This window comes from Reyranella soli (assembly GCF_007992495.1).
GTDB classification, from domain to species: Bacteria; Pseudomonadota; Alphaproteobacteria; order Reyranellales; family Reyranellaceae; genus Reyranella; species Reyranella soli.
The window spans coordinates 1-24,703 of the sequence record NZ_BKAJ01000065.1 but is presented as its reverse complement, the minus strand read 5'-3'; the positions used below and the strand labels follow the sequence as shown (position 1 = coordinate 24,703).

Genomic DNA, 24,703 nt, shown 5'->3' with positions numbered 1-24,703 from the left:
TACTGGGAGCGCGGGCCTCCGGCCCGCTCATGTCTTGGTATGAGCGGACCGGGAGGTCCGCGCCCCCATGATGCCCATCACCATCCTGGTCGGTGCCTTGGGCGGCGATGGTGGCGGCGTGCTGTGCGACTGGATCGTTGCGGCCGCACAGAGCCAGGGGCTGGCCGTGCAGGCGACGCAAATCCCCGGCGTGGCGCAGCGCACCGGGGCCACGACCTACTATCTCGAAGTCATGCCCGCGCCGGCCGCTGGCCCCTCGGTGCTGGCGCTCAACCCGGCGATCGGCGAGGTCGACGTCGCGCTGGCGACCGAGCTCCTCGAAGCCGGCCGCATGATCTTCAATGGCTTCATCACGCCCGACCGCACCACGCTGATCGCCTCGACCCACCGCGTGCTGGCGATCGGCGAGCGCATGGCGATGGGCGACGGCAGCTTCGATGTCGGCCGCCTGCTGCGCGCGGTGAAGGAGCGCAGCAAACAACAGGTCCTGTTCGACATGGATCAGGCCGCCGAAGAGTCCGGCGGCGTGATCAACGCCGTGCTGCTGGGTGCGCTGGCGGGGTCGGGCCGGTTGCCGATTCCCGACGCCGCTTTCGAGGCTGCGATCCGCCATGGCGGCAAGGCCGTCGACACCAACCTCGCGGCCTTCGCATTTGGCCGCGGCCATGCCCGCGGCGAGCTCGCTCAGGTCGTGCGCGAGCATCGCAAGCGGCAGGCCGCCGCGCAGGGCCTGGAAGATCTTTTGGCGCGCGCCCGGCGCTCCTATCCGGCGCCGGCTTTGGACGTGATCGAGGAGGGCATGCGTCGCCTCACGGCCTATCAGCATCGCTGGTACGCCGAGTGGTACCTGAACCGGCTGGATACGGTGCACGCGCTGGGCTCGACCGAACTTTTGCGCGAGACGGCGCGGCATCTGGCGGTGCGCATGTCGTTCGAGGACGTCATCCGCGTCGCCCAGGCCAAGACCTCGTCCGAGCGCCTGGCGCGCGTGCGCGCCGAGGTCCGCGCCAAGGACGGCGAGCCGATCGAGATCACCGAGCATTTCAAGCCCGGCATCGAAGAGATCGCCGCGATCCTGCCGCCGACCTGGGCCAAACGGCTGCTGGCCTGGGGCGAGCGTAGCGGCCGGACGGGCAAGACCTACTTCTCCATGCATCTGCGCTCGACCACGGTCTTCGGCTTCCTGCGCCTGCGGCTGGTCGCGGGCCTGCAGTCATACCGGCCGAACACCTACCGCTTCGCCGAGGAGCAGGCTGAGATCGATCGTTGGCTGGAGCAGATCCGCACGGCAGGCCGCACCAATGTCGGCTTGGCGCGCGAGATCGCCGAGTGCGCCCGCCTGATCAAAGGCTACGGCGACACTTATAAGCGCGGCCTGGCCAACTACCGCCGTATCACGGCCGCGGTGATCGAGCCCGCCCTGGCGCGCCGCATGACGCCCCGCGCGGCAGTGGATGCCGTTGCCGGCGCGCGCGTGGCCGCCCTGGTCGATCCGGAGGGGGAGACCCTGTCCAAGACGCTGGCCTCGATTGCTGCCGCGGTCCCGTCATTGCGGCATGCCGCGGAGTAGACCAGCGATGAAGGATGGCAAACAGCAGCCGGCGGCGATCGATGTCTTTGCGCTCGCCGCGCGTGACAACTTTGCGCGCTCGCTGGGCATCGAGATCGTCGAGGCGTCGCTCGGCCGCGCGGTCAGCCGGGTCAGGCTCGAGGAGCGCCACATCAACTTCATCGGCGTCGCCCACGGCGGCCTGGTCTTCACCCTGGCGGACGCTGCGATGGGCTATGCCAGCAACTCGCAAGGCATCCTGTCCCCCAGCATCGATTCGCACATCCTCTACAGCCTGCCGGCCCGCGCGGGCGATGTCCTGACGGCGACAGCGGTGGAGATCGCGCGCACCAGCAGGCTGTCGAACTATCGGATCGACGTCGCGCGCGGCGACGGCAAGCTGGTCGCCGCCATGACCGGCACGACATACATCACCGGCAAGCCGGTCGAGGTTTAGGCCATGGCGCTGGTCTCCCGTCACGAAGTGACCGTCGAGTGGGGCGACTGCGACCCCGCCGGCATCGTCTACTACCCGTCCTACTTCCGCTGGTGCGACCAGGCGAGCCATCGACTGTTGGCGATGGCCGGCGCGACGCACAACACGCGCGGCGGGCCGTGGACGGAGGGCACGCCGCTGGTCGCCGCCGAATGCTCCTTCAAGCGTGCCTCTCAGCCCGGCGAGAAGCTTCTGGTCGAGAGCCACGTCTCGCGGTTCGGGCGCAGCTCCTTCACCATCACCCACGTCTTCCGTGACGTGACGGGCGAGATCGCGGCCCAAGGCACCGAAACGCGCATCTGGGCGAAGAAGACAGGTGACGCACGCTCGCTGAACGCGGTGCCGATTCCCGAGGATGTGAGAAAGCGGCTCGGCGGTTAGTCTAGGCCGCCACCGCGGGCGGCTGTCGCCGATCCAACGCCGTCCGCACCCAGCGTCCGCCCGGCACCTCGACGAGATAGTGCAGCAGCGTCGCCATGATGAGCGAGACGAGGCTGGCCGCGACCACGCCCTCGAGCGTGCTCCAGCCACGCGCCACGCCCCAGCGGATGACCGCGAAGCCCAGCACGACGTGAACGAGATAGAGCGGGTAGGAGATCTGTCCCAGGAAGACGAGCGGCCGCCAAGCCAGCCATTTGCCGTGACGGCTGATGGCGAACCACACGAGCGCCGTGAAGGCGAGCGTAAGGGGCAGGTAGAGGCGGCCTGGCGTGTCGAACGACTTCTCGCCGCCGCCCAGCGCCGTCACCGCGATGGCGGCCACCAGCGCCAACCAGGTGACCGGCCGCGCCATCTGGGCGTGGATGCGATAGAGGCAGATGCCGATCAGGAAGAAGTTGCTGTAGTAGACAAGCAACAGGATCGAGCTGCGATAGTGCAGCCGCACGTCGAGCGTGGCGATGAAGAGACAGCTCACGGCGACGGCCAGCAGGCCGAACCATTCGGCCCAGCGCAGCATGCCGATCGCCAGGATCAGCCCCATGCCGACGTAGAACACCAGCTCGTAGGTCAGCGTCCAGTAGGGCATGTCCATGGCGTTCTGGCCGAACAGGCTCGGCGCCATGGTGAGGTTGGCGAGGAACTGCGGCACGGTCGGCGTGTCGAGCAGGGGCACGGGCGAGACGGCGCGAATCGTGGTGGCCAGGATCAGCGCGGCCAGGAAGGCCGGCATCAGCCGCGCCGTGCGCGAGACCGCGAACTCGCGCACCGTCTTCTTGCGCTCGATCGTCATCAGGATCACGAAGCCGCTGATGATGAAGAACAGTTCCACGCCGAAGTGGCCGGGCCCGAGGTCGACGGCGAGCGGGATCCGTCCCGGATAGAGCACGTCGTAGTACTGGCCGTGGTGATGCAACATCACCGCACCGGCTGCAAAACCGCGCAGCACATCGAGGCCGGCGATACGTTCCGCTCCTGCTCGCACCTATCGTCCCCGCTTCGTTGTCCCGAGCATCGCGGCAGCCATACCGCGGTCGCGTCGCACGCGCGGTGACTAGGCCGTGACAAGCTCACGACTCCGTGATGCAGCCTGCAAAAAGCGGACAAGCGCTAGGCGGCGACAGCGGCTGCGCTTGCGGTCTTGCGCTCCAGCTCGTGGATGGCGCGATAGATGATGGCACCGATGTCGTTGTGATAGAGCCACAGGCTGTTGGCCTGGCCGTCGAAGTTGGGTTCGCCGCCCATGCTGGTTGGTAGCTTGTAGCCGGTGCCCAATCCGATGCCGAACAGGTTGGGCAGGCTGCTGCCGTCGCTCAGCAGCAGGCGGCTCTGCTCGCCGACGGCATTGCCACCCAGCTCGGCGTTGAGCGTGAGTCGCCGGCCGTCGGTGTCGAACACCGGCAGCATCGCCGAGCGATAGCCGAAGCTCGGCACGACCAGCGCCGCTTCGGCGATCATGGCGCGAAGCTCCCCGTCACTGAGGCGCTGCATGTTCAAGGTGACCACCCGCGGCTCGGCCGGCGTGCCGGGACGCCGCGCGATCTGGCGCCACATCTCGCGGCCGAAGCCGCGCAGCCCGCCCATGCGGTTGACCCGCTGGGTGCGCGGGCAGATGTCGCCCGGCGCGACCTCGTAGAGATCGTCGAGCGCGGCCTGGCGGTCAGGATAGAAGATGCGCGGCTCGCGCCGCTGCAGGATGACGATCTGGCCTTTGGTCAGGCGCTCTGCGCCCGGCAATCCCAGGAAGGCGCCCGCCACCGAATAGGCGCTGTGCGAGCCGCCCAGGATCAGGATGGGCCGTTGGCCAGCTTCGGCGAGGATCCGGTCGGCTTCCTCGAGCCCCGCCGCCGACAGGGCGCGATCCGACGGCATGACATGGCGCATCGCGCAGCTCGCCAAGGCCAGGCCCGGCCGCAGCTCGCCCTGCATCCAGCGCTGGCGGCCACCCAGGGCGACCACGGCGGAGCGGGCGGCGAGCACGCTCTCTCGGCCGTCAGGTCCGGTGATCTCGACCTCGACCGAACCGTCGGGCCGCAAATGGATCGCGCTGGCTTCGGTGCAGAGATGCAGGGCCGACCGTTCGGCGAGCATGGCGGCGAGCGCAATGCCGATGCGCCGCATGTAGCGGTCGACCAGGACGAGCGGCGGAAAGCTGTCGCGATAGTGCGCCATCTCGTGCGCCACCGGCTCGTCGCGCAACGGCCTCAACTCAGCCGGCAGCCCTGCTGCTTCCAGGCATTCGAGATAGGAGCCGCCCAGCGAATCCGAATGGATGCCGAACCGCCCCAGCGTGCCGCCGAGCTGCGCCTGGCGCTCGATCACGGCGATGCCGCGATCGAGCCACTCTGGCAGCAATCCGTGCTGCGCCGCCCAGATGATCGGCCCGAGGCCGCCGGGGCCGCCGCCGATGATGACCGATGACAACATGGCGGACACGGCCTCCGTTACGCGAACACGTCGTGGAATACGCGGGCGACGCGCTCGACCACCTGTTCGTCGACCGAGTGCGAGGTCGGCAGGTTCACGCCGGTGGCGGAGAGCTCGATGCTGTTGGGGCACGCACGGGCGTACTTGCCGTAGGGCGGCAAGGCCGAGAGCGGATGGAAGAAGGGCCGCGTCTCGATCTTGGCCTCGTGTGCCGCGCGCATCAGCGGCAGGCGCTTCTCCGCCGGCACCTGCACGCAGGTCATCCACACGACAGGCCGGTACTCGTCGGGCAGTTCGGGCGGAAACCGTACGTCGGGAATGCCCTTCAGCGCCTCGCGGTAGAGCGCGGCGATGCGGGCATTGCGCTGCAGCACTTCGTTGACGCGCCAGATCTGCGACTGGCCGATCGCCGCTTGCAGGTTGGTGATGCGGTAGTTGAAGCCGACCCGCTCGTGCCAGTAGGAGCGGTCCGGCGACATGCCATGGTCGCGCAACACGCGCAGCGAGGTCGCGAGCTCGGCCGAATCGGTGACGCACATGCCGCCTTCGCCTGTGGTCACGATCTTGTTGGCGTAGAACGAGAAGCAGGAGACGTCGCCGAACTGGCCGACCGCCTTGCCGCGATAGCGGGCGCCATGCGCCTCGGCGCAGTCTTCGACCACCGCAATACCGCGGCCCCTGGCAAACTCCGTGATCGGTCCGATCTCGGCCGGCCGGCCGTAGAGATGGACCGGGATGATCGCCTTGGTCCGCGCCGTGCAGGCGCGCTTCACGGTCTCGCGGCTCATGCACCAGGTCCGGCGATCGACATCGACGATCACCGGTGTGGCGCCGCAATACAGCACTGCATTGATGGTGGCGGCGAAGGTGAGATCGGGCACGATCACCTCGTCGCCGGGGCCGATGCCGAGTGCGACCAGCGCGAGATGCAGCGCCACGGTGCCGTTCGAGACGGCGACGCCGTGGCGGACGCCGACGAAGCGACTGAAGTCCTCCTCGAACTTGTTGACGTAGGGTCCCTTGCTGGAAATCCATCCGGAGATGAACGCGTCGAGCATCGAGCGGAAGTCGTCGCTGGTCATGTGCGGCATCGCCACCTGGACAGGCCGCGTCGAGCGATCGATCAGGACGCCGGTCAGGTGGCCGCTCGCATCGACCACCGGCCGCAGGATTTCCTGGTGATCGACGTCGTTGCGCAGAGGATTGGCGCTGATCATGTTGCCCGCCGGGTGCCAGCCCAGCGTGGGATCGACGATCGCCGTACCGTCGGCCAATGCCCGCCGGATGTCGTCGAGAGAGATGCGGCCGATGAGGCGATGGTCGTCACCGACGACCAGGCACGAGCCCAGCCCGTTGTCGAGACACTTCTCGATGACAGACAGGACACTTTCTGACTTGTTGCAGACGAACGCGGCTTCAAGTGACGTCTCCTCCGGCGCTGCCAGAGACATTTAGCCTCCCTTCGCGAGACACCCTCTCGCGCGCCCGGCTGCCGGGCTGTTCTCGTATTCTTGGAATGCGGGCTGTGGGCTTGCCAGTGTCCAGATTGTGGCTGCGGGACAGTGTGTTGCATCGGCAACAGTCGTTAAATCGAAGGTCGAAAGATCGCTGCAGATGCGAACGTCGGTTGCGTCGACACAGCTTGATCACTGGCGTCGCCGAAGGCCGCTGGACATCGTTTTGGCCGAGGAGACGCCATGCAGTGCCTGTGGTTGACGCTTGCCGATCCGGACCCGGCCACCAACGGCCAGCTCATCTATTCCAAAGGTTTGATCGAGGCAGCGCGTGATGCCGGCGCCACCTTGCGCGTGATTGGCCTGGCACGGCGCGAGAACCCGCGGTCGGTAGCCAAGCTCCTGAGCATCGACTGGCGGCTGACCGACGAGCAAGTCCAGCCGGCATGGCGGCGGCTGCTGTCGCCCATGCCCATCGTCGCCCATCGCGGCAATGCCCCGAACATGCGGCGGCTGCTCGACCAGGCGCTGGCGGAGCGGCCGTGGGACACGATCGTCTTCGACAGCATCTGCAGCGGTTGGGCGCTGCGCACCGTGATGCGTCATTGCCGGCAGAGCCTGCGGCCGCCGCGCGTTGTCTACATCGCCCACAATCATGAGCGGACGGTCGGGCGGCGCATCGCCAAGGAGGCCCGCGGGCGGCGCCGCCTGGTGAAGGCGGTCGACTATCTCAAGGTCAGGCGGCTGGAGCGCCGGCTGGTCGCCGCGGCCGACCTGGTGACGTCGAACACGCCCGACGACTGCCGCCGGTTCGCCGCCGATGCCAAGGGGCGCTCCATCGTCTTCCTGCCTCCCGGCTTCAGCGGGCCCCGGGCCGAGGCCCGCACGATCGACGACGGCGTGCCGCGTCGGGCCATCCTGGTCAGCAGCCTCGATTGGCCGCCCAAGCGGGCGGCGGTGGAAGCGTTCCTCGCTGCCGCCACGGCCATGCTGGCCCGCGAGGGCATCGGTCTGCAGGTCGTGGGTGAGGCGGAACCTGCCTATCTCGAGAGCCTGCGGCGGCGTTTTCCCAGCGTCGATTTCGTCGGCCGGGTCGACGACGTCCGGTCCTACATGCGCCAGGCGCGGCTTGCGCTGGTGCCCGACCTCTTGGGCGGCTTCAAGCTCAAGGGGCTGGACTATGTGTTCAACCGCCTGCCGATTCTCTCCATGCGCATTGCCTTGCCGGGCATGCCGCTACAGGAGGGCGCGAGCATCGGGCTGTACGACAGCCACGCCGCCCTGGCCGAGGGAGTGGTCGAGCTCATAGACGACTTCCCGCGGCTGAATGCGTGGCAGACCGCGGCCTATGACGCCTGCGCTGATCGCTTCGACTGGCAACGGATCGGCCACCATCTGTTGCAGCACATCCGCAAGGTCGAGCGGTCGTCTCCTACAGCTCGGAAAGACGTTTCGACATTTGCCGCAGAGTCTCGATCGGCTCATCTCGCGGCAGGAAGATGAAATTGTAGATATAGCGGCCGAAGCGCTGGCGCTGTTGCAGCGGCGCCGTGAGGTCGGGCAGATTGTCCGGGTTCTGCAGCGCGGCGGCGGAGAACAGGCCGATCGGCTCGATGTGGCCGGCCTGGACGAAGTAGCCGCGATAGTCGAGGTCCCTGAAATAGGCCTTGGCGCGCACGAGTCCGCCCGGCGACAGTCGCTCGTCGACCTCGACCAGGAGCCGTGGCCGGCAGCGGCGGATGGTCTGTATCGCGCCGTCGAGCACGGCCTGCTCGTGGCCTTCGACGTCGATCTTGATGAAGCCGACATTGCCTTCATAGACGCCGTCGAGCGTGGCCATCGGGACTTCAATGGCGCGGTGGTCAGGATAGGTGGCGGAGGCGGTCGGCGAGACGGTCGAGCAGCCTGTCACCGTGACGCCGTCGACCACCGGCATGTGCAGCTCGACGGTGCCGGCGCGGTCGGACAAGGCGATGGATTGGATGTCGACGCCGGTCCGGAACTTGGCGCGCAGTGCGTCGGCCAGACTGGGCATGGGTTCGAAGGCGATCACGCGGCGGGCATGGCGGCGCAGATAGTGGACGTAGCTGCCGTCGTTGGCGCCGACATCGATGGCGTCCCGATCGGGCCGGCACAGGAATTCCAGCAGGTGCAGCTCGACTTCGCCGTAGCGGCCGTAGAAGCGCGCCTCGCGCCAGTTGAGCAACGCCTGCGGGCAGAGCGACCGCAACGCCTGCCGTGCCTCCCTGTAGACTCCACCGCCGGTGCGCCCACCCGTTGTCGACCCTTCAGCCCTGGCGGTCATGCTCATGATCGTCCCTCACGTCGCGGTCGGGACTTGAACGTAGGAGGGGGGTGCGCCATCGGGGAGTGATCAGGCGGTGATATTCTCGCCGGACCGCAGGCCTCCAGGCCCGCTCATGCTCATGGTCTTCCGGACCGCGCGCATCCTGCGCGCTCAAGATTCATGAGCGAGCCGGAGGCTCGTGGTCTAGAAGACCATGAGCGGGCCTGGAGGCCCGCGGTCCGGCAAGAGGACCTAAGCCGCCGCCTTCAGGATATCCGCCATCTTCTCGCCCACCATGATCGACGGCGCATTGGTGTTGCCCGAGGGCATGGTCGGGAAGATCGAGGCGTCGGCCACGCGCAGTCCCTCCAGCCCGTGCACCTTCAGCTTGTCGTCGACCACCGTCGTCGGGCCGGCCGGGCCCATGCGGCAGGTGCCGATCGGGTGATAGGCGGTCTGCGAGTTGTTGCGGATCCAGGTCAGGATCTGCTCGTCGGTCTGCACCGAGGACCCAGGCGAGAACTCCTCGCCGCGATAGGCGTCCATCGGCGCCGCATCGACGATCTTCCGCATCATGCGGAAGCCGCCGACCATCGCCGCCTGGTCGATCGGATCGGCCAGGAAGTTGAAGCGGATCGCGGGCTGCGCCTTGGGATCGGGTGACCGGATATGGATCGTGCCCAGGCTCTCGGGCCGCAGCTGGTAGCAGGCGATCGTCATCGACGGGAAGTCCTGCAGCTTGCGTGTCTTGGGGTCCTTGATGGAGTAGGGCACGAGGTGCATCTGCACGTCGGGCGTTTCGAGCTCGGGCCGCGTCTTGAGGAAGGCGAGCAACGGCGCCGAGGGCAGGCTCATGAAGCCGCCGCCGGTCGCCAGGTACTTCATCATCTGCGTCATGGCGCCGATGCCGCGGGCCATGTGGTTGTAGGAGACGCGCGGATCTTTCACCTTCCAGATGATGCGGGCGTTGATGTGGTCGCGGAAATTCTCGCCCACCGCCTTCAGCTCGTGCTTCACCTCGATGCCGTGCTTCTTCAGCAGTTCGGGCTGGCCGATGCCCGACAGTTCGAGGATCTGCGGGCTGGCGACGCCGCCCGCCGACAGGATGGTCTCGCGCGCCTTGGCCTGCACCACCTTGCCGTCCTTCTCGTACTCGACGCCGACGCAGCGCTTGCCCTCGAGCAGCAGGCGCAAAGTAAAGGCGTCGGTGACGACATGGAGGTTGGAGGAGCGCTTCATCGCTGGTTCGATGTAGCAATGGGCGACGCTCATGCGCCGGCCTTTGTAGATCGAGGTCTGGGTCTTGACGACGCCTTCCTGGTCCTCGCTGTTGTAGTCGGGGTTGAGCTTGAAGCCCGCAGCCTTGGAAGCGGCGAACAGCGCGTCGTAGAGCGGGTTCTGGTCGGGCACCGTCGAGACCTTGAGCGGGCCCGCCGTGCCGCGACCGTTGCTGCCGTCGCCGTCGACGAAGTTCTCGATGCGTGTGAAGACCGGCGCCACGTCGCGCCAGCTCCAGCCGCGACAGCCCATCTGCGCCCAGGTATCGAAGTCGAGCGGCTGGCCGCGCACCCAGACCAGCCCGTTGATCGAGCTCGAGCCGCCCAGAAGTTTTCCACGCGGTACCGGGATCGTTCGGTTGGCCGTGTTGGGTTCCGGTTCGGACTGGTAGCACCAGTTGGCCGTCGGATGCTCGATCAGGAGGCCGAACGAGAGGGGCATGCGGGAGTAGGGGTGGCTGCGCGCGCCGGCCTCCAGCAGCAGGACCTTGTTGGCCGGGCTCTCGCTCAGCCGTGCTGCCAGGGCGCCGCCCGCCGAGCCCGCACCCACGATGATGTAGTCATAGTCGGCCATGACCCGAATTCCCCCTCACGCAGCGGTGATTGCCTATGCAAGCTTAACCCTGAGCCATGCACGAAGCTGGGGCAATATCGCCTCGACAGGCGATACGCCTCATGGTCCGATGATCGCGCCGCCGGTTGCTGGGGAGTCGGGCGGCACCTGTAGAGTGGGGAAGTAAGGCCACATGCTGGCTCTGGTTCGTGTCGCCCTGAAGCGGCCCTACACGTTCGTTGTTCTTGCGCTCCTGATCCTTATCGTCGGTCCGCTTTCCGCGATGCGGACGCCGACCGACATCTTCCCCGAAATCCGCATCCCGGTGATCGCCGTCGTCTGGCAGTACACCGGCTTGCCGCCCGACCAGATGTCGGGCCGCGTGATGCTGAACTTCCAGCGCTCGCTCACCACCACCGTCAACGACATCGAGCACATCGAGGGCACGTCCTACACCGGCATCGGCATCGTGAAGGTGTTCTTCCAGCCGGGCACCGACATCCGCACCGCCAACGCGCAGGTCACGGCGATTTCGCAGACCGTGCTGAAGCAGATGCCGCCCAACATCACGCCGCCTCTGATCCTGAACTACAACGCCTCGACGGTGCCGATCATCCAGCTGGCGCTGGCCGGCAAGGGCGTGTCGGAGCAGGCGGTGTTCGACATCGCGATCAACACTGTGCGCACGCCGCTGGTCACCGTGCCGGGGGCGGCCATCCCATTCCCCTTCGGCGGCAAGTTCCGCCAGATCCAGATCGACCTCGATCCCGGTGCCCTGCAGGCGCGCGGCCTGTCGGCCAACGACGTCGCCAATGCGCTGGCCGCCCAGAACCTGCTGACGCCGGTCGGCACGCAGAAGATCGGCAGTTACGAATACGCCATCCAGCTCAACAACGCGCCGGCCGACTTCCAGGCGCTGGCCGACCTGCCGGTCTTCACCGCCAACGGCGCCATGGTCTACTTGCGCGACGTGGCGCAGGTGCGCGACGGCAACCCGCCGCAGACCAACATCGTGCATGTCGACGGCAGTCGCTCGGTGCTTCTGCAGGTGCTGAAGAACGGCTCGGTGTCGACGCTCGCTATCATCGACGGCATCAAGCAGCGCGTCGAGGAGCTGCGCAAGTCGCTGCCCGACAACGTCTCGATCGCCATCCTGGGCGACCAGTCGCTGTTCGTGGAGGGCGCGATCGGCGGCGTGGCGTTCGAGGCCGTCATCGCCGCCGTGCTGACCAGCCTGATGATCCTGCTGTTCCTCGGCAGCTGGCGCTCGACGGTGATCATCGCCACCTCGATTCCACTGGCCATCCTGGGCTCGATCGCGCTGCTGTCGGCGTTCGGCGAGACGCTGAACATCATGACCCTGGGCGGGCTGGCGCTCGCCGTCGGCATCCTGGTCGACGACGCCACGGTCACCATCGAGAACATCAACTGGCATCTCGAGCAGGGCAAGGACGTCGAGACCGCGATCATGGACGGCGCGCGGCAGATCGTGACGCCGGCCTTCGTATCGCTGCTCTGCATCTGCATCGTGTTCGTGCCGATGTTCTTCCTCGAGGGCGTCGCCCGCTTCCTGTTCGTGCCGATGGCCGAAGCGGTCATGTTCGCCATGATCTGCTCGTTCGTCCTGTCGCGCACGCTGGTGCCGACCATGGCGAACTACCTCCTGAAGCCGCATGACCATGCCCATGGCGAGAAGCCGCCGACACGCAATCCGCTGGTGCTCTTTCAGCGCGGCTTCGAGGTGCGCTTCGAGCGTTTCCGCACCGTCTACCGCGACCTGCTGGCGATGGCGCTGGCTCGCCGGGGCCTCTTTATCACGGGGTTCATGGCCTTCGTCCTGTCCTCGTTCGCGCTGGCGCCGTTCCTCGGCCAGAACTTCTTCCCGGCTGTCGATTCCGGCCAGATCCTGATGCATGCCCGTGCGCCGATCGGTACGCGCGTCGAGGAGGCGGCCAACCAGTTCGCCCAGATCCAGAAGGCGATCCGCCAGATCATCCCGCCACAGGAGATCGCGACGATCGCCGACAATGTCGGCATGCCGGTGAGCGGCATCAACATGACCTACAACAACACCGGCACGATCGGGCCGCAGGACGGCGACATCCAGATCAAGCTCACCGAGCACCATGGCCCCACCGCCGACTATGTGCGCGTGCTGCGCGAGCAGCTGCCCGAGCGCTTCCCGGGTTTCACCTTCTCGTTCCTGCCAGCCGACATCATCAGCCAGATCCTGAACTTCGGCGCGCCGTCGCCGATCGACGTCCAGGTCCGCGGCTCCGACCTCAAGGCCAACTTCGAGCACGCCAACCGCTTGCTGGCGCGTATTCGTCAGGTGCCGGGCGTGGTCGATGCGCGCATCCAGCAGTCGCGCGGCGCACCGGTGTTTGCGGTCGATATCGACCGAACGCGCGCCCAGTACGTGGGCCTCACCACTCGCGACGTCACCAACTCGCTGGTCGTGAACCTTGCGGGCTCGAGCCAGGTCGCGCCGACCTACTGGCTCAATCCGGCCAATGGAGTGTCCTACGGCATCGTGCTGCAGACACCGCAGTACCGGCTGGATTCGCTGTCGGCGCTCTCCAACCTGCCGATCGCCGCCCCTGCCGCCAGCCAGCTCCAGGTGCTGGGCGGCATCGCCGATGTCCGGCGCGACACCGCCAACGCCGTGGTCTCGCAGCAGGACCTGCAGGGCATGGTCCAGATCTACGCCGCGGTGCAGGATCGCGACCTTGGCGCCGTGGCTGCCGACGTGCGCAAGATCATCGCCGAACTCGCCCCGCAGCAGTCACCGCGCATCCGCGCCGTCAAGATACAGGGCCAGGTCAGGACCATGGAGAGCGCCTTCTCCGGCCTGCTGTTCGGCCTCCTGGGTGCGATCGTGCTGATCTACCTGCTGATCGTCGTGAACTTCCAGTCGTGGAGCGATCCCTTCGTCATCATCACGGCCCTGCCGGCGGCGCTCGCCGGCATCGTCTGGATGCTGTTTGCGACGTACACGACCTTGTCGGTGCCGGCGTTGACCGGGGCGATCATGTGCATGGGCGTGGCCACGGCCAACTCCGTGCTGGTGGTGAGCTTCGCGCGCGAGCGGCTGGCCGAGCTCGGTGACGCCACCCAGGCGGCGCTCGAAGCGGGCTATGTCCGCTTCCGGCCGGTGCTCATGACGGCGCTCGCCATGATCATCGGCATGGCGCCCATGGCGCTCGGCCTGGGCGAGGGCGGCGAGCAGAATGCGCCGCTCGGCCGCGCCGTCATCGGCGGCCTGATCTTTGCAACGGTCGCCACGCTCATCTTCGTCCCGGTCGTGTTCAGCGTCGTTCACCGCCACCACGGCAAGACCGTGGCCGCTGCTGCCCCTGGAGTTCCCCATGCCGCCTGAGTCACCACCCGGCGCTCCCCGCAAGCCACGGCGCGGCCTCGCCATCGCCGGCCTGGCCGGGCTGCTGGTCGTCGTCCTGGTCGTGGCCAGCGGCTTGTGGAACCGCAACGCCAGCGAGGCCAAGCTCAAGCAATGGACCGACGCCCAGGCCATTCCCGTGGTCAGCGTCGTGCAGCCGGCCAACAGCGCCAACCAGGCTACGCTCGACCTGCCGGGCCGGCTCGAGGCCTACATCCGGGCGCCGATCTATGCCCGCGTCGGCGGCTTCCTGAAGGCGTACCACGTCGACATCGGCTCTTCCGTGAAGGCAGGACAGCTCCTGGCCGAGATCGAGGCGCCCGATCTCGACCAGCAGCTCCTGCAGGCCAAGGCAGCGCTCGCCAGCGCGCAGGCGGCAGAGGCATTGGCGACGGTGACGGCGGGCCGCTGGCAGCAGCTGGGCGGCGCCAACACCGTTTCCCGTCAGACGGTCGACGAGAAGACCGCCGACCTCACCGTGAAGCAGGCCTTGACCAAGGCGGCCCAGGCCGCCGTCGATCGCCTGGAAGTGCTGTATTCCTTCAAGCGCCTGACGGCGCCGTTCGACGGCATCGTCACGGTACGCAACACCGATATCGGTGCGCTGATCAACGCCGATTCCAGCGCTGGCCTGGCGCTGTTCGTGATCTCCGACATCACCAGGCTGCGGGTCTCGGTCAGCGTGCCGCAGAACTACGTGCCGGCGGTCCGGATCAACACCAAGGTGCAGATCACCGTCCCGGAGTATCCCGGCAAGACCTACAGCGGCGTGGTCGACGCGTCGTCACGCGCGGTCGACGCCCAAAGCGGCACCACGCGGATGCAGATCGTCGTCGACAACAGCTCAGGCGAGCTGATGCCGGGGGCGTTTGCCAACACCCGCATCGAATTGCCGGCCAACCTGCAGGCGCTCAGCATCCCGGCCGGCGCGCTGATCTTCGACCAGAAGGGGCTGCGCGTCGCCACAGTCGATGCCAACAGCAAGGTCGTGTTGAAGCCGATCACCATCGCCCGCGACCTCGGCCAGGTCGTCGAGATCGCCAGCGGGCTCGTGGCCGGCGATCGTATCATCGACAGCCCGCCCGACGGCCTTGCCGACGGCGATCCGGTGCGCGTGGTCACGCCGGCCAAGCCGGCGGCGGCTTCCCGCTAGAGCGCAACCCAGCCAAAGAGGAACCCCGCCAAAGAGGAACCCCGCCAAAGAGGAACCCCGCCCACGGGCAGCGAGCGGGGTTCGTTTGGAACATGGTCCCCTCCGTAAGATCGGGAGGTCGACTTAGTCTGGTCGCGGAATTCCGGTGCCGCGTCACCCACGACTGTCGGGTGGAGTCATGCGCCCCTCGCTTCCCCCGCTGCGTAGTGCTGGAGCGTAAGGCCCTGTTCGGTAGACAATCAAGACAGGGAGTCTGACCTAGCTCCTGGATAAGCGGGGAGACGGCGATGATCGACACGGAAAAAGGCAGGCTCGAGTTGTCGCGGTTCACCATCGACATGGCGGTGCGCCTCGCACTGATCGCGGGCGTCGTCTATGTCAGCCTGCTGCTGTTGCGGCCCGTGGCGCCGCTGCTGCTGTGGTCGGTGATCCTCGCGGTCGCCGTCTTTCCGCTCTATGCCCTGCTGCGCCGCCGCGCCGGCATGCGGCCGTGGCTCGCTGCGACCCTGCTGTCGATCCTGCTGCTGGTGTTGCTGGTGACGCCCGTCATCCTGCTGTCGACGTCGGCGATCGAGACGCTCGAGGCCTACGGCCACATGGTGCTGGAGGGCAACCGTGTCCTGCCGGCTCCACCTGTATCGGTGCGCAGCTGGCCATTGGTCGGTGAACGGCTGCACGACTTCTGGCTGGCAGCCGCCAACGATTCGCGCTCTTTTCTTACCGCCCATGTCACGCAGATCACCTCGTTCGGCCGCTTCGTCGGCAGCATCGCCGCCGGTGTCGCCTTCGAGGTGCTGCAGTTCGCGGCGGCGATCATCATCGCCGGCGTCCTGCTTGCCTATTCGGACCGGTTGAGCGTCACCGTGACCGGCCTCGCCGGGCGCATTGCCGACGCGCGCGGCCGCCATTTCGTCGAGATCGCGGGCTCGACCATCCGCAACGTCTCTCAGGGCGTGATCGGCGTGGCGCTGTTGCAGGCGGCCTTGCTGGGACTCGGCATGCTGGTTGCTGGCGTGCCGTTCGCGGGTGCGCTCACCTTCGTCTGCCTGGTGCTGGCGATCGTCCAGGTCGGGCCCAACATCGTCATGGTCCCGGTCATCATCTGGGCCTGGTTCACCATGCCCCTCCTGACGGCGGCGATCTTCACCGTCTACACCGCGCCCTTGCTGCTGCTCGACAATGTGCTGCGGCCGATCCTGATGGCGCGCGGCCTGCAGACGCCGATGCCCGTGATCCTGGCCGGCGTGATCTGCGGAACGTTGGCAGGCGGCCTGATCGGCCTGTTCGTCGGCCCGGTCGTGCTGGCCGTGTTCTACGACCTGCTGACGACCTGGATGGCCGCGGGGCCGCACGAGGAGAAGAAGGCGTAGTCCGGCAAGAGCTACTTGCGCTTCGGCCGGATCGCTTCCCACTGCTCGTCGGTCCAGTCGATCATCGCCTGCGTATTCGCGCCGCCGCCGCCCGATTGCAGCATCTTGCCGCCGTCGATCACGACGGCGTCGCCGTTGATGAAGGCGGCACCGTCGCTCACCAGGAAAGCCGCGAGGTTGGCCAGTTCCTCGTGCTCGCCGACGCGGCGCAGCGGGATGGTCTTGACCAGCGCTTCGTTGCCGCCGCGTTCCTTGGGCATCAGGCGGCTCCACGCGCCCTCGGTCGGGAAGGGGCCGGGCACGATCGCGCAGGTGCGGATGCCCTTGGGTCCCCATTCGACGGCGAGGCTCTTGGTCATGGCCAAGACGCCGGCCTTCGCCATGGCCGACGGCACGGTGAAGGGCGCGCCCGTCAGCGACGACACGGTGAGGATCGACATCACCACGCGATCGCGCAGCCCCTGGTCGATCCAGCGCCGGCCCGCCGCGACGGTGCAGTAGGCCGAGCCGTGCAGCACGATGCCCAGCACCGCATCGATGGCGCGCGTCGACATCTTGTGGGTCTGCGCCAGGATCTGCCCGGCCGCGTTGTTGACCAGGATGTCGAGCGGACGCTTGGCCCAGATCGTGTCCATCATGGCCTCGACCGCATCGGGCACGCGCACGTCGCAGCCTACGGTCTCGATCTCGCCGCCGGTCTCCTTGGCCAGCTCCTCGGCCGTCTGCTTCAGCACATCCTCGCGCCGGCCGCAGATCACGACGTTGGCGCCGAGCTCGAGATAGCGGTGCGCCATCGAGCGCCCGAGACCGGTGCCGCCGCCGGTCACCAGGATGCGCTTGTCCTTGAGCAGGTCGGGCTGGAACATCGCTACTTCCGGATCTCGGTGAAGGCCACGCCCGTGGCCAGCAGCTTGTCGATCTCGGTTGCGCTGTAGCCCACTTCGCCCAGCACCTTGCGCGTGTCGGCGCCGAACGTCCTGGGCTTGCTGCGCGCGGCCGCGGGCGTGCGCGACAGCTTCACCGGGTTGCCGACGTTGCGCCAGCCGTCCTTCTCCCAGACCATGTTGCGGTGCTTGGTGTGCGGATGCTCCATGACGTCGGGCACTTCCATCACCGCGCCGGAGGGCACGCCGTTCTGCATCAGCTCGTTGGCGAATGCCTCGCCGTTGCGATCCTTGGTGAGCGCCCGAAGCTCGGCCTCGAGCTCATCGCGATGGGCGACGCGGTCCTTGTTGGTCTTGAAGCGCGGATCGTCGGCCAGTTCGGGCTTGCCCAGCATCTGCGTCAGCTTGCGGAACTGCCCGTCATTGCCGGCGCCGATCACGATGTTGCGGCCCTTGGTCGGGAAGTTGGCGTAGGGCGCGAGATTGCCGTGGCTGTTGCCGTAGAGCTTGGGTTTCAGTCCGGCCATGAAGTAGTTCGGCGCATGCGGCTGATGCAGCGCCACGGCGCTGTCGTAGAGCGTGGCGTCGACGAACTGGCCCTTGCCCGAGCGATTGCGCTCATACATCGCCATCAGGATGCCCATGCAGGCATTCATGCCGGTCGAGAGATCGACCACCGGCACGCCGATGCGCACCGGTCCCGCCTCGGGCGCACCGTTGACCGAGACCAGGCCGGCCGAGGCCTGCACCATGGCGTCGTAGCCCGGGAAGCCGCCCAGCGGGCCGTCGGCGCCGAAGCCCGAGACGCGGGCATGGATCAGGCGCGGGAACTTCTGCGACAGGGTCTCGTAGCCGATGCCCCATTTCTCCATGGTGCCGGTCTTGAAATTCTCGATCAGCACGTCGGCCGTCTCGAGCAGCTTTTCCAGGACCTCGCGGCCTTCCTTCTTCGACAGGTCGAGCGCCACAGTGCGCTTGTTGCGGTTGATGCCGGCGAAGTAGGCCGAGATGCCTTCCTGGTCGAACGGAGGGCCCCACAGCCGGGTCTCGTCGCCCTGCGGCGGCTCGATCTTGATCACCTCGGCGCCGTGATCGGCCAGCATCTGGGCGCAGTACGGCCCACCCAGCACACGCGAGAGATCGACGACTTTCAGGCCTTCCAACGCCCCCGGCATCTCGTTCCACTCCTCGGGTTCCATGAAGAGCGGCGGTTATAGACCATGGGCCGTGACGTCGATACGGTCATGGGAGCGCGGGCCTCCGGCCCGCTCATGATTCATGATGCGGGCCGGAGGCCCGCGCTCCCGCATGAAAGGCTGCCCATGCTCAGCGGAATTCACGGCCATCAGGACATCGAACGCGTCGTCTACGGCAAGCCGGCAGGACCCGCCCTGCGCGCCGAAGCCGAACGCCTGGGCGCCAGGCGCGTCTTCGTCACGACCTCGAAGTCGGTGGCGCAGAGCGCGTTGCTGTCCGACGTCATCCGCGATCTCGGCGACCGCTATGCCGGCGTCTATTCCGGCATCACCGCCCATTCGCCGCGGCCTTGCGTCATCGAGGGCGCCAAGCTGGCCCGCGAGATCGGCGCCGACCTGATCGTCGCCGTGGGCGGCGGCTCGGTGATCGACGCCACCAAGGTGATGCTGATCGCGCTGTGGCAGGGCGCGATGACGATCGACGCACTCGACCTCTATCGCGCCGGCCGGCCGAAGGAGGGACACGCCCCGCCGTCGGAGGCGATCAGGCCATCGGCCGATGCCGTCCGCATGATCGCTGTGCCGACCACGCTGTCGGCGGCCGAGTTCAATCCTTTCGCCGGCATCAGCGACCCGCGACACGGCATCAAGGAGAGCTTCGGCCATCGCCTGATCGTGCCGCGCGTCATCGTGCTCGATCCGGCGGCGACGCTCGCCACGCCGATGGACCTGATGCTGTCGACAGGGATCAAGGCGGTCGACCATGCGGTCGAGCGGCTGTGCTCGCAGCAGGCGCATCCCTTCGTATTGGGCACGGCGACCGAAGCGCTGCGGCTCTTGACTAAGGCATTGCCCGCCCATGCGACCAAGCCCGACGACATGCCGACGCGGCTCGACCTTCAGTTCGGCATGTGGCTGTCGATCGGCGCCGGCACTTCGGGCGTCGGAACTGGTGCGAGCCACGGCATCGGCCATGTGCTGGGCGCCGCCTGCCACGTGCCGCACGGCCACACCTCGTGCGTGATGCTGCCCTCGGTGCTGCGCTGGAATCTGCCGGCCAACGCCGAACGCCAGAGCCGGGTGAGCGACGCCTTCGGCAAGCCCGACGTTCCGGCCGCCGATCTTGTGGCAGGCCTGGTGAAGTCGCTCGGCCTGCCTGGACGGTTGGCCGACGTCGGCGTCGGCAAGGATCGCTTCCGCGAGATCGCCGAGAAGTCGATGCACGACCGTGCCGTGCTCAACAATCCGCGGCCCATCCAGGGACCAGACCAGGTGATGGAAATTCTCGAGCTGGCCGCCTGATTGGACTGGGTCGCGACCGCCGGCGACCTCATCTACGAGTCGCCGGGCGAAGCCCACACGCTGGTGGCCCACGACCATCCCGATCCGATGAGGGTCTTTTTCATCGTCAAAGGGCCGCTGGTCTGGCTGAACGACAAAGGGGAGCCTGACGACTACTTCGACGTTCATCAGTACATCGCGCTGTACAAGGCCCACTACGAGAAGGTCGGGTTGGGAGCGGCGCTGATCGACAAGCTTTACCGTTGAGCGCATGAAGTCTTTTCATGAGGCGGAACACTCGAAAGGCGTAAGGTCCCACCCGACCTTCCAGGGACGAGGACCCATCATGCCGTCTGTCCACACCGCTCCGTCGACCGCCGCCGCCGTCCCGCCGCTTGCCGCCTGGGTCGAGGCCAACGTGCCCTATCTCGCCGACCTCAGCATCAAGCCGGTGACCTACAATCCGCCGATCGGCACAGGCGTGGCACGGCGCGAGGGCAACTATCGCGACTTCAAGGTGCGCATCCAGAACGCGCGGCTCGTGAAAGGGCTGTCGCTCGACCGTCAGGCCTTCATCCTGACGCCGCACGAGACGAAGGTGCGCGACTTCTATGACAAGGATGAGATCAAGCGCGTGTGGGAGCCCGAGGTCGAGGCGCTGATCAAGCGCGAGACAGGAGCTTCGAAAGTCGTGGTGTTCGACCACACCATCCGCGCCGCCGATCGCGGTGTCGAGCGTGGCCATCGCGCGCCGGTGCGCTCCGTGCACAACGACTACACCGAGAAATCGGGCCCGCAGCGCGTGCGCGACCTGCTGCCGCCGGACGAGGCCGAGGCGCGGCTGAAGAAGCGCTTCGTCGAGATCAACGTCTGGCGCAACATCAGCCACGATCCGGTCGAGATGTCGCCGCTGGGCTTCGTCGATTCCGAGAGCATCGCGCCGCGCGACCTCGCAGTCTGCGACCTGGTCTATGCCGATCGTACCGGCGAGATCTATATCGGCGTCCACAACGCCGACCACCGCTGGTACTACTTCCCGCGCATGACGCGCGAGGAGGCCGTGCTGATCAAGTGCTACGATTCGATGAAGGACGGCCGCGCCCGCTTCTCGCTGCACTCGGCGTTCGACGATCCGACGTCGCCGGCCAATCCCAGGCCACGCGAGAGCATCGAGACCCGGACATTCGCCTTCTTCGACTGAGCCCCGCCGGATAGCGGGCATAGAAGTGGTCTGAACGGGAGACACAGGCAACATGTTGGGCGACACGAACGTTCGGGCTGGCCAGTGCCATTGCGGTGCGGTGCGTTTCGAGGCGACGCTCAGCGACGGCTTAGATTCGATCCGCCGCTGCACCTGCTCTTACTGCCGGATGCGGGGCGCCGTCGTCGTCATGGCAGAAATGGGTGGGATCAAGGTCCTGCAGGGCGAGGATGCGTTGACAAGCTATCGCTTCCATACCGGATCAGTGCAGCACTTCTTCTGTTCTCGCTGCGGGATATACACACATCATCAACGACGATCTAACCAGAATCTGTATGCCGTAAACGTGGCTTGCCTGGACGGGGTAAGCCCATTCGATTTCTCTGAGGTGCCTGTCATGGATGGCGTCAATCACACGAACGACACCGGCAGGCCAACGCGTCGAGCAGGGACACTCCGCTTCATCCCGGCCGACTAACTATCCCTGTCAGCGGTCATTTCCGCTTCATGAGTTCACGCCCTAGGACCTGGCAATCGCCTCGAGGTGCTCGGCCAGTTCCTCGGCGTTGCTGAAGAAGGGCGAGTGACCGCATTCCATGGTGATGACCTTGGACGGCGTCATCTTCACCATCAGGCGCTGCAGCTTGATGCGCACGGCATTGTCGTGCGTGCACTCGATGTACCAGCGCGGCACCGAGCCGAAGCGGTCCTCGGTCAGCGTCACCGGCGTGGTCGAGATCGAGATCGGCTGCGGCCTCAGCCGCTCCATCGCCGTGTAGCGGTCCTCCGGCGAGACGTCGGCGTAGAACAGCGTCGGCAGCTTGTCGCGCGAGAAGGTATAGGTGAGGCCGTCGGGGCTGACCTGACGCGACAGCCGGAACATCGTGTCGGGCTCGAGCGAGGTCATGTCCCTGCCGGTTTTGCCCGAGGTCGGCAGCAGCGCGCAGAGATAGACCAGCGCCTTGAGCTTGCGCCGCCGCGCCTCGGCGACCGCACTGATGGTGATGCCGCCCAGCGAATGGCCGACCAGCACGACCTGCTCCTCCATCTTGTCGAGCAGGCGCGAGACCTTCTCGACGTTGTCGGCGAGGGTGACGTTGGCGGGCGGCGTGTCGTCCTTGCCCATGCCCGGCATGTCGGGGGCGCAGACCTTGTGGCCGTTGGCCTGCAGGAGCGGCACCATCTTTTCCCAGATCCAGCCGCCGGTGCAGGCGCCGTGGATGAGGAGGAACGTCGCCACGATCCTACGTCCGACCGACGACCGTGCGCGCGCCTTCGGCGGGCACGAAGAAGTCGGGCATCAGCGGCGTGCCGGGCGAGACGGCGTATTTGTCGAAGTTGGTGACGCCCTCGGCGGCCAGGACCTCGTCGTCGATGAAGAAGTTGCCGGTGCAGGTCTTCGCCGGCTTGTTGAGGATCACATAGGCCGCGTCGGCCATGATCTCGGGCTTGCGGCAGCGCTTCATGCCGTCCTCGCCGCCCAGGATGTTCTGGATCGCCGCCGTCGCGATGCCGGTGCGCGGCCACAGGCAGTTGAAGGCGATCCTGCCCTTGAACTCCTCGGCCATCGCCCAGGCGTAGACCGACATGCTGAACTTGGCGAGGGTGTAGGCCGAATGGTTGGCGAACCACTTCACGTCGAAGTCGAGCGGCGGTGAGAGATTGAGGACGTGCGGGTTCTCGGCCTTCAACAGATGCGGGATGCACTTCTGCGAGACCATGTAGGTGCCGCGCGAGTTGATCTGGTGCATCAGGTCGTAGCGCTTCATCTGCGTCGCCAGCGTGCCGGTGAGGCTGATGGCGCTGGCATTGTTGATCAGGATGTCGATGCCTCCGAATCTGGCCACGGTCTCGGCCACCGACTTCTCCACGCTCTGCTCGTCGCGGATGTCGCAAGCCAGCGGCAGCGCCTTGCCGCCCGCCTTCTCGACCTCCTCGGCAGCGGTGAAGATGGTGCCGGGCAATCTGGGATCTGGCTTCACCGTCTTGGCAGCAATGGCGACGTTGGCGCCGTCGCGCGCGGCGGCGAGCGCGATGGCAAGTCCGATGCCCCGGCTGGCGCCGGTCACGAACAAGGTTTTGCGAGCCAAACTCATGACGCCCCCGAGAATACCTCGGGCTCTATAGCCGGGTGCGGGAGGGGCGGCTAGTCTTTGAGACCTGCAAGGGGGACATGCATGAATCCGTGCTTTGAGACGGCGACACGGCTTGCCCGCGCCATACGAAACGGCCGCCTGAGCTCCGTGGATGCGACGCAGGCGCATCTGGAGCGCATCGACCGGCTGAACGGCCCGATCAACGCCCTGGTGGTGGTCGACCGCGACGGCGCGCTCAAGGCAGCGCGCGCCGCCGATCGTGCACAGGCTAGAAAGAAGCCGCTCGGCCCCTTGCACGGCGTGCCCATCACCATCAAGGAAGCGTTCGACGTCGCGGGGCTGCACACGACGTCCAGCCACCCGCCGCTCAAGGACAATGTCGCGGCCGAGGATGCGAGCCTGGTCGCCCGCCTGCGCGCGGCGGGAGCGGTGATCCTGGGCAAGACCAATGTGCCCGAGCTGTGCGCCGACTTTCAGACCGACAGCCCGCTGTTCGGCACGTCGAAGAACGCCTGGGACGACCGTCGCACGGCCGGTGGCTCGACCGGCGGCGGCGCCGTTGCCGTCGCGGCACGCCTGTCGCCGCTCGAGCTGGGCAGCGACATCGGCGGCTCCGTTCGCAATCCCGCGCACTACAACGGCATCTTCTCGCTGAAGCCGACGGAGTGGCGCGTGCCGGGCCGCGGCCATGTGCCGGGCCTGCCCGGCCAGACGCGCACCGTCCGGTGGATGGGCGTGTTCGGTCCCCTGGCGCGCTCGGTCGAGGATCTCGAGATGGCGCTGCGCATCATCGCCGGCCCCGATGGCCACGAGGCCGAAGCGCCGCCAGTGCCGCTGGGACCGGCGCCGGCCACGACCCCCAAGGGGCTGCGCATCGCCGTGCTCGAGAGCAATCCCTTGGTGACGGTCTCGGCCGATACCGCAGCGGTGGTGCAGCAGACCGCGCGCTTGCTGACCAAGGCAGGCGCCAAGGTGAAGCGCGCCGCGCCGGACATCGATTGGCGCCAAGCCTGGGACGACTGGTGTGATCTCTTTCAGTACCAGGTCCGCGCGCTGCAGCCGTTGGCTGAGCGTGAGCGCACCTTCGGCATGGAGACGGCGTCGGATCCGAGCGCGCGCTCCGTCGGCCGCACGGCGCGGCTCGACATCGCCGAGTTCCTGGCCGTGCTCGACCGCCGCGACGGGATCGTGCGGCAATGCGAGGCCTTCCTCGACGACTACGACGCCTGGCTGATGCCGGTGATGCCCGATGCTGCCTTCATCCGGCAGAAGCAGAGCGAGCCGCTGGTGGTCGACGGCACGCCGCATCCCTATTTCTTCGCCGGCACCGCCTACAACTTTCTCGCCAACCTGACAGGCCAGCCGTCGATCGTGCTGCCCTGCGGCTTCTCCAAGGAGGGCCTGCCGATCGGCCTGCAGCTCACCGGCAAGCGCTGGGGCGACGCACGCCTGCTCGGCGTCGCCAAGGCGCTGGAGAAGCTCCTGCCGCTTTGTCCCGTGCCGCCGAATTACAGGGATTAGTGTTCCGTCACAGTGGTTTTGACGGCAAGGTACCGTATGTGCGCCGGCATGCGCAGTGCATGCACTGGCGGCGCCTCACTCGTGAATTTCTGCATTTTCTACTATTTTTTGCAGGCCGGGCCG

General features: G+C 67.0%; 21 protein-coding genes. 12 read left to right on the top strand and 9 right to left on the bottom strand.

Annotated features, from left to right (window positions below):
- The first annotated feature begins 67 nt into the window (after positions 1 to 67).
- The 3 genes from RSO01_RS17695 to RSO01_RS17685 are packed head-to-tail and all read left to right on the top strand — an operon-like array spanning position 68 to position 2,426.
- Complete coding sequence (locus tag RSO01_RS17695; protein WP_218037375.1) at positions 68 to 1,570, top strand: indolepyruvate oxidoreductase subunit beta family protein; 1,503 nt, start codon at positions 68 to 70, stop codon at positions 1,568 to 1,570.
- Between the two features lie 7 nt (positions 1,571 to 1,577).
- Entirely contained in the window at positions 1,578 to 2,006 is a 429-nt protein-coding gene (locus RSO01_RS17690) for a PaaI family thioesterase (protein ID WP_170303151.1), read from the top strand.
- Between the two features lie 3 nt (positions 2,007 to 2,009).
- A complete protein-coding gene (locus tag RSO01_RS17685) occupies positions 2,010 to 2,426 on the top strand; it encodes an acyl-CoA thioesterase (RefSeq protein ID WP_147150444.1) in 417 nt (138 codons plus the stop codon).
- 1 nt (position 2,427) lies between these two features.
- Here RSO01_RS17685 and RSO01_RS17680 read toward each other — a convergent pair whose 3' ends face one another.
- From RSO01_RS17680 to RSO01_RS17670, 3 genes are all read right to left on the bottom strand, one after another.
- Positions 2,428 to 3,468 (bottom strand): acyltransferase family protein, encoded by a 1,041-nt coding sequence (locus tag RSO01_RS17680; protein WP_147150443.1) that lies wholly within the window; start codon positions 3,466 to 3,468, stop codon positions 2,428 to 2,430.
- Positions 3,469 to 3,593: 125 nt separating this feature from the next.
- Positions 3,594 to 4,910 carry a hypothetical protein gene (locus RSO01_RS17675; RefSeq protein ID WP_147150442.1) on the bottom strand — a complete coding sequence of 439 codons (1,317 nt, stop codon included), beginning with the start codon at positions 4,908 to 4,910 and terminating at the stop codon, positions 3,594 to 3,596.
- Between the two features lie 17 nt (positions 4,911 to 4,927).
- Complete coding sequence (locus tag RSO01_RS17670; RefSeq protein WP_147150441.1) at positions 4,928 to 6,361, bottom strand: aminotransferase class I/II-fold pyridoxal phosphate-dependent enzyme; 1,434 nt, start codon at positions 6,359 to 6,361, stop codon at positions 4,928 to 4,930.
- Positions 6,362 to 6,607: 246 nt separating this feature from the next.
- Here RSO01_RS17670 and RSO01_RS17665 point away from each other — a divergent pair, with 246 nt between their 5' ends.
- Entirely contained in the window at positions 6,608 to 7,867 is a 1,260-nt protein-coding gene (locus tag RSO01_RS17665; RefSeq protein WP_147150440.1) for a glycosyltransferase, read from the top strand.
- On the opposite strand, the gene RSO01_RS17660 is transcribed toward RSO01_RS17665, so the two are convergent.
- Positions 7,797 to 8,675 carry an FkbM family methyltransferase gene (locus RSO01_RS17660; protein WP_147150439.1) on the bottom strand — a complete coding sequence of 293 codons (879 nt, stop codon included), beginning with the start codon at positions 8,673 to 8,675 and terminating at the stop codon, positions 7,797 to 7,799. The two genes, RSO01_RS17665 and RSO01_RS17660, sit on opposite strands and share 71 nt — an antisense overlap.
- 228 nt (positions 8,676 to 8,903) lie before the next feature.
- Positions 8,904 to 10,502, bottom strand: a complete 1,599-nt coding sequence (locus tag RSO01_RS17655) for a GMC family oxidoreductase (RefSeq protein ID WP_147150438.1) — start codon at positions 10,500 to 10,502, stop codon at positions 8,904 to 8,906.
- Between the two features lie 172 nt (positions 10,503 to 10,674).
- On the opposite strand from RSO01_RS17655, the gene RSO01_RS17650 reads away from it, so the two are divergent.
- From RSO01_RS17650 to RSO01_RS17640, 3 genes are all read left to right on the top strand, one after another.
- Positions 10,675 to 13,860, top strand: coding sequence for an efflux RND transporter permease subunit (locus RSO01_RS17650; protein WP_147150437.1), 3,186 nt, complete (start codon positions 10,675 to 10,677; stop codon positions 13,858 to 13,860).
- Entirely contained in the window at positions 13,850 to 15,031 is a 1,182-nt protein-coding gene (locus RSO01_RS17645; protein ID WP_147150436.1) for an efflux RND transporter periplasmic adaptor subunit, read from the top strand. Before RSO01_RS17650 ends, RSO01_RS17645 begins: the two co-directional genes overlap by 11 nt.
- A gap of 287 nt (positions 15,032 to 15,318) precedes the next feature.
- On the top strand, positions 15,319 to 16,401 hold the full coding sequence (locus RSO01_RS17640) for an AI-2E family transporter (protein WP_147150435.1): 1,083 nt from the start codon (positions 15,319 to 15,321) through the stop codon (positions 16,399 to 16,401).
- An 11-nt stretch (positions 16,402 to 16,412) separates the two neighbouring features.
- Here the strand turns inward: RSO01_RS17640 and RSO01_RS17635 are convergent, their stop codons facing one another.
- Both RSO01_RS17635 and RSO01_RS17630 read right to left on the bottom strand, forming a co-directional pair.
- Complete coding sequence (locus tag RSO01_RS17635) at positions 16,413 to 17,267, bottom strand: SDR family oxidoreductase (protein WP_147150434.1); 855 nt, start codon at positions 17,265 to 17,267, stop codon at positions 16,413 to 16,415.
- A gap of 2 nt (positions 17,268 to 17,269) precedes the next feature.
- Positions 17,270 to 18,484, bottom strand: a complete 1,215-nt coding sequence (locus tag RSO01_RS17630; protein ID WP_246158526.1) for a CaiB/BaiF CoA transferase family protein — start codon at positions 18,482 to 18,484, stop codon at positions 17,270 to 17,272.
- 123 nt (positions 18,485 to 18,607) lie between these two features.
- On the opposite strand from RSO01_RS17630, the gene RSO01_RS17625 reads away from it, so the two are divergent.
- The 4 genes from RSO01_RS17625 to RSO01_RS17610 all read left to right on the top strand — a co-directional run bounded on the left by RSO01_RS17625 (position 18,608) and on the right by RSO01_RS17610 (position 21,441).
- Positions 18,608 to 19,783 (top strand): iron-containing alcohol dehydrogenase, encoded by a 1,176-nt coding sequence (locus tag RSO01_RS17625; RefSeq protein ID WP_170303150.1) that lies wholly within the window; start codon positions 18,608 to 18,610, stop codon positions 19,781 to 19,783.
- Positions 19,784 to 20,029 (top strand): cupin domain-containing protein, encoded by a 246-nt coding sequence (locus tag RSO01_RS17620; protein WP_218037374.1) that lies wholly within the window; start codon positions 19,784 to 19,786, stop codon positions 20,027 to 20,029. It begins immediately after the preceding gene.
- A gap of 79 nt (positions 20,030 to 20,108) precedes the next feature.
- The gene (locus tag RSO01_RS17615) at positions 20,109 to 20,963 is read left to right on the top strand and encodes a CmcJ/NvfI family oxidoreductase (protein ID WP_147150431.1); all 855 of its coding nucleotides are present in this window, start codon (positions 20,109 to 20,111) and stop codon (positions 20,961 to 20,963) included.
- A gap of 52 nt (positions 20,964 to 21,015) precedes the next feature.
- Positions 21,016 to 21,441, top strand: a complete 426-nt coding sequence (locus RSO01_RS17610) for a GFA family protein (protein WP_147150430.1) — start codon at positions 21,016 to 21,018, stop codon at positions 21,439 to 21,441.
- 42 nt (positions 21,442 to 21,483) lie between these two features.
- On the opposite strand, the gene RSO01_RS17605 is transcribed toward RSO01_RS17610, so the two are convergent.
- Together RSO01_RS17605 and RSO01_RS17600 are read right to left on the bottom strand one after the other, a co-directional pair.
- On the bottom strand, positions 21,484 to 22,203 hold the full coding sequence (locus tag RSO01_RS17605; RefSeq protein WP_170303149.1) for an alpha/beta fold hydrolase: 720 nt from the start codon (positions 22,201 to 22,203) through the stop codon (positions 21,484 to 21,486).
- A 4-nt stretch (positions 22,204 to 22,207) separates the two neighbouring features.
- Positions 22,208 to 23,059, bottom strand: a complete 852-nt coding sequence (locus tag RSO01_RS17600) for an SDR family oxidoreductase (RefSeq protein WP_147150428.1) — start codon at positions 23,057 to 23,059, stop codon at positions 22,208 to 22,210.
- 81 nt (positions 23,060 to 23,140) lie between these two features.
- Here RSO01_RS17600 and RSO01_RS17595 point away from each other — a divergent pair, with 81 nt between their 5' ends.
- Positions 23,141 to 24,580, top strand: a complete 1,440-nt coding sequence (locus tag RSO01_RS17595) for an amidase (protein WP_147150427.1) — start codon at positions 23,141 to 23,143, stop codon at positions 24,578 to 24,580.
- Positions 24,581 to 24,703 lie beyond the last annotated feature (123 nt).

Coding starts and splice junctions, on each gene's coding strand:
- RSO01_RS17695 (WP_218037375.1), top strand. CDS start 68: ATGATGCCCATCACCATCCTGGTCGGTGCCTTGGGCGGCGATGGTGGC.
- RSO01_RS17625 (WP_170303150.1), top strand. CDS start 18,608: ATGCTCAGCGGAATTCACGGCCATCAGGACATCGAACGCGTCGTCTAC.
- RSO01_RS17685 (WP_147150444.1), top strand. CDS start 2,010: ATGGCGCTGGTCTCCCGTCACGAAGTGACCGTCGAGTGGGGCGACTGC.
- RSO01_RS17655 (WP_147150438.1), bottom strand. CDS start 10,502: ATGGCCGACTATGACTACATCATCGTGGGTGCGGGCTCGGCGGGCGGC.
- RSO01_RS17635 (WP_147150434.1), bottom strand. CDS start 17,267: ATGTTCCAGCCCGACCTGCTCAAGGACAAGCGCATCCTGGTGACCGGC.
- RSO01_RS17650 (WP_147150437.1), top strand. CDS start 10,675: ATGCTGGCTCTGGTTCGTGTCGCCCTGAAGCGGCCCTACACGTTCGTT.
- RSO01_RS17630 (WP_246158526.1), bottom strand. CDS start 18,484: ATGGAACCCGAGGAGTGGAACGAGATGCCGGGGGCGTTGGAAGGCCTG.
- RSO01_RS17640 (WP_147150435.1), top strand. CDS start 15,319: ATGATCGACACGGAAAAAGGCAGGCTCGAGTTGTCGCGGTTCACCATC.
- RSO01_RS17690 (WP_170303151.1), top strand. CDS start 1,578: ATGAAGGATGGCAAACAGCAGCCGGCGGCGATCGATGTCTTTGCGCTC.
- RSO01_RS17600 (WP_147150428.1), bottom strand. CDS start 23,059: ATGAGTTTGGCTCGCAAAACCTTGTTCGTGACCGGCGCCAGCCGGGGC.
- RSO01_RS17665 (WP_147150440.1), top strand. CDS start 6,608: ATGCAGTGCCTGTGGTTGACGCTTGCCGATCCGGACCCGGCCACCAAC.
- RSO01_RS17615 (WP_147150431.1), top strand. CDS start 20,109: ATGCCGTCTGTCCACACCGCTCCGTCGACCGCCGCCGCCGTCCCGCCG.
- RSO01_RS17675 (WP_147150442.1), bottom strand. CDS start 4,910: ATGTTGTCATCGGTCATCATCGGCGGCGGCCCCGGCGGCCTCGGGCCG.
- RSO01_RS17645 (WP_147150436.1), top strand. CDS start 13,850: ATGCCGCCTGAGTCACCACCCGGCGCTCCCCGCAAGCCACGGCGCGGC.
- RSO01_RS17670 (WP_147150441.1), bottom strand. CDS start 6,361: ATGTCTCTGGCAGCGCCGGAGGAGACGTCACTTGAAGCCGCGTTCGTC.
- RSO01_RS17595 (WP_147150427.1), top strand. CDS start 23,141: ATGAATCCGTGCTTTGAGACGGCGACACGGCTTGCCCGCGCCATACGA.
- RSO01_RS17660 (WP_147150439.1), bottom strand. CDS start 8,675: ATGAGCATGACCGCCAGGGCTGAAGGGTCGACAACGGGTGGGCGCACC.
- RSO01_RS17610 (WP_147150430.1), top strand. CDS start 21,016: ATGTTGGGCGACACGAACGTTCGGGCTGGCCAGTGCCATTGCGGTGCG.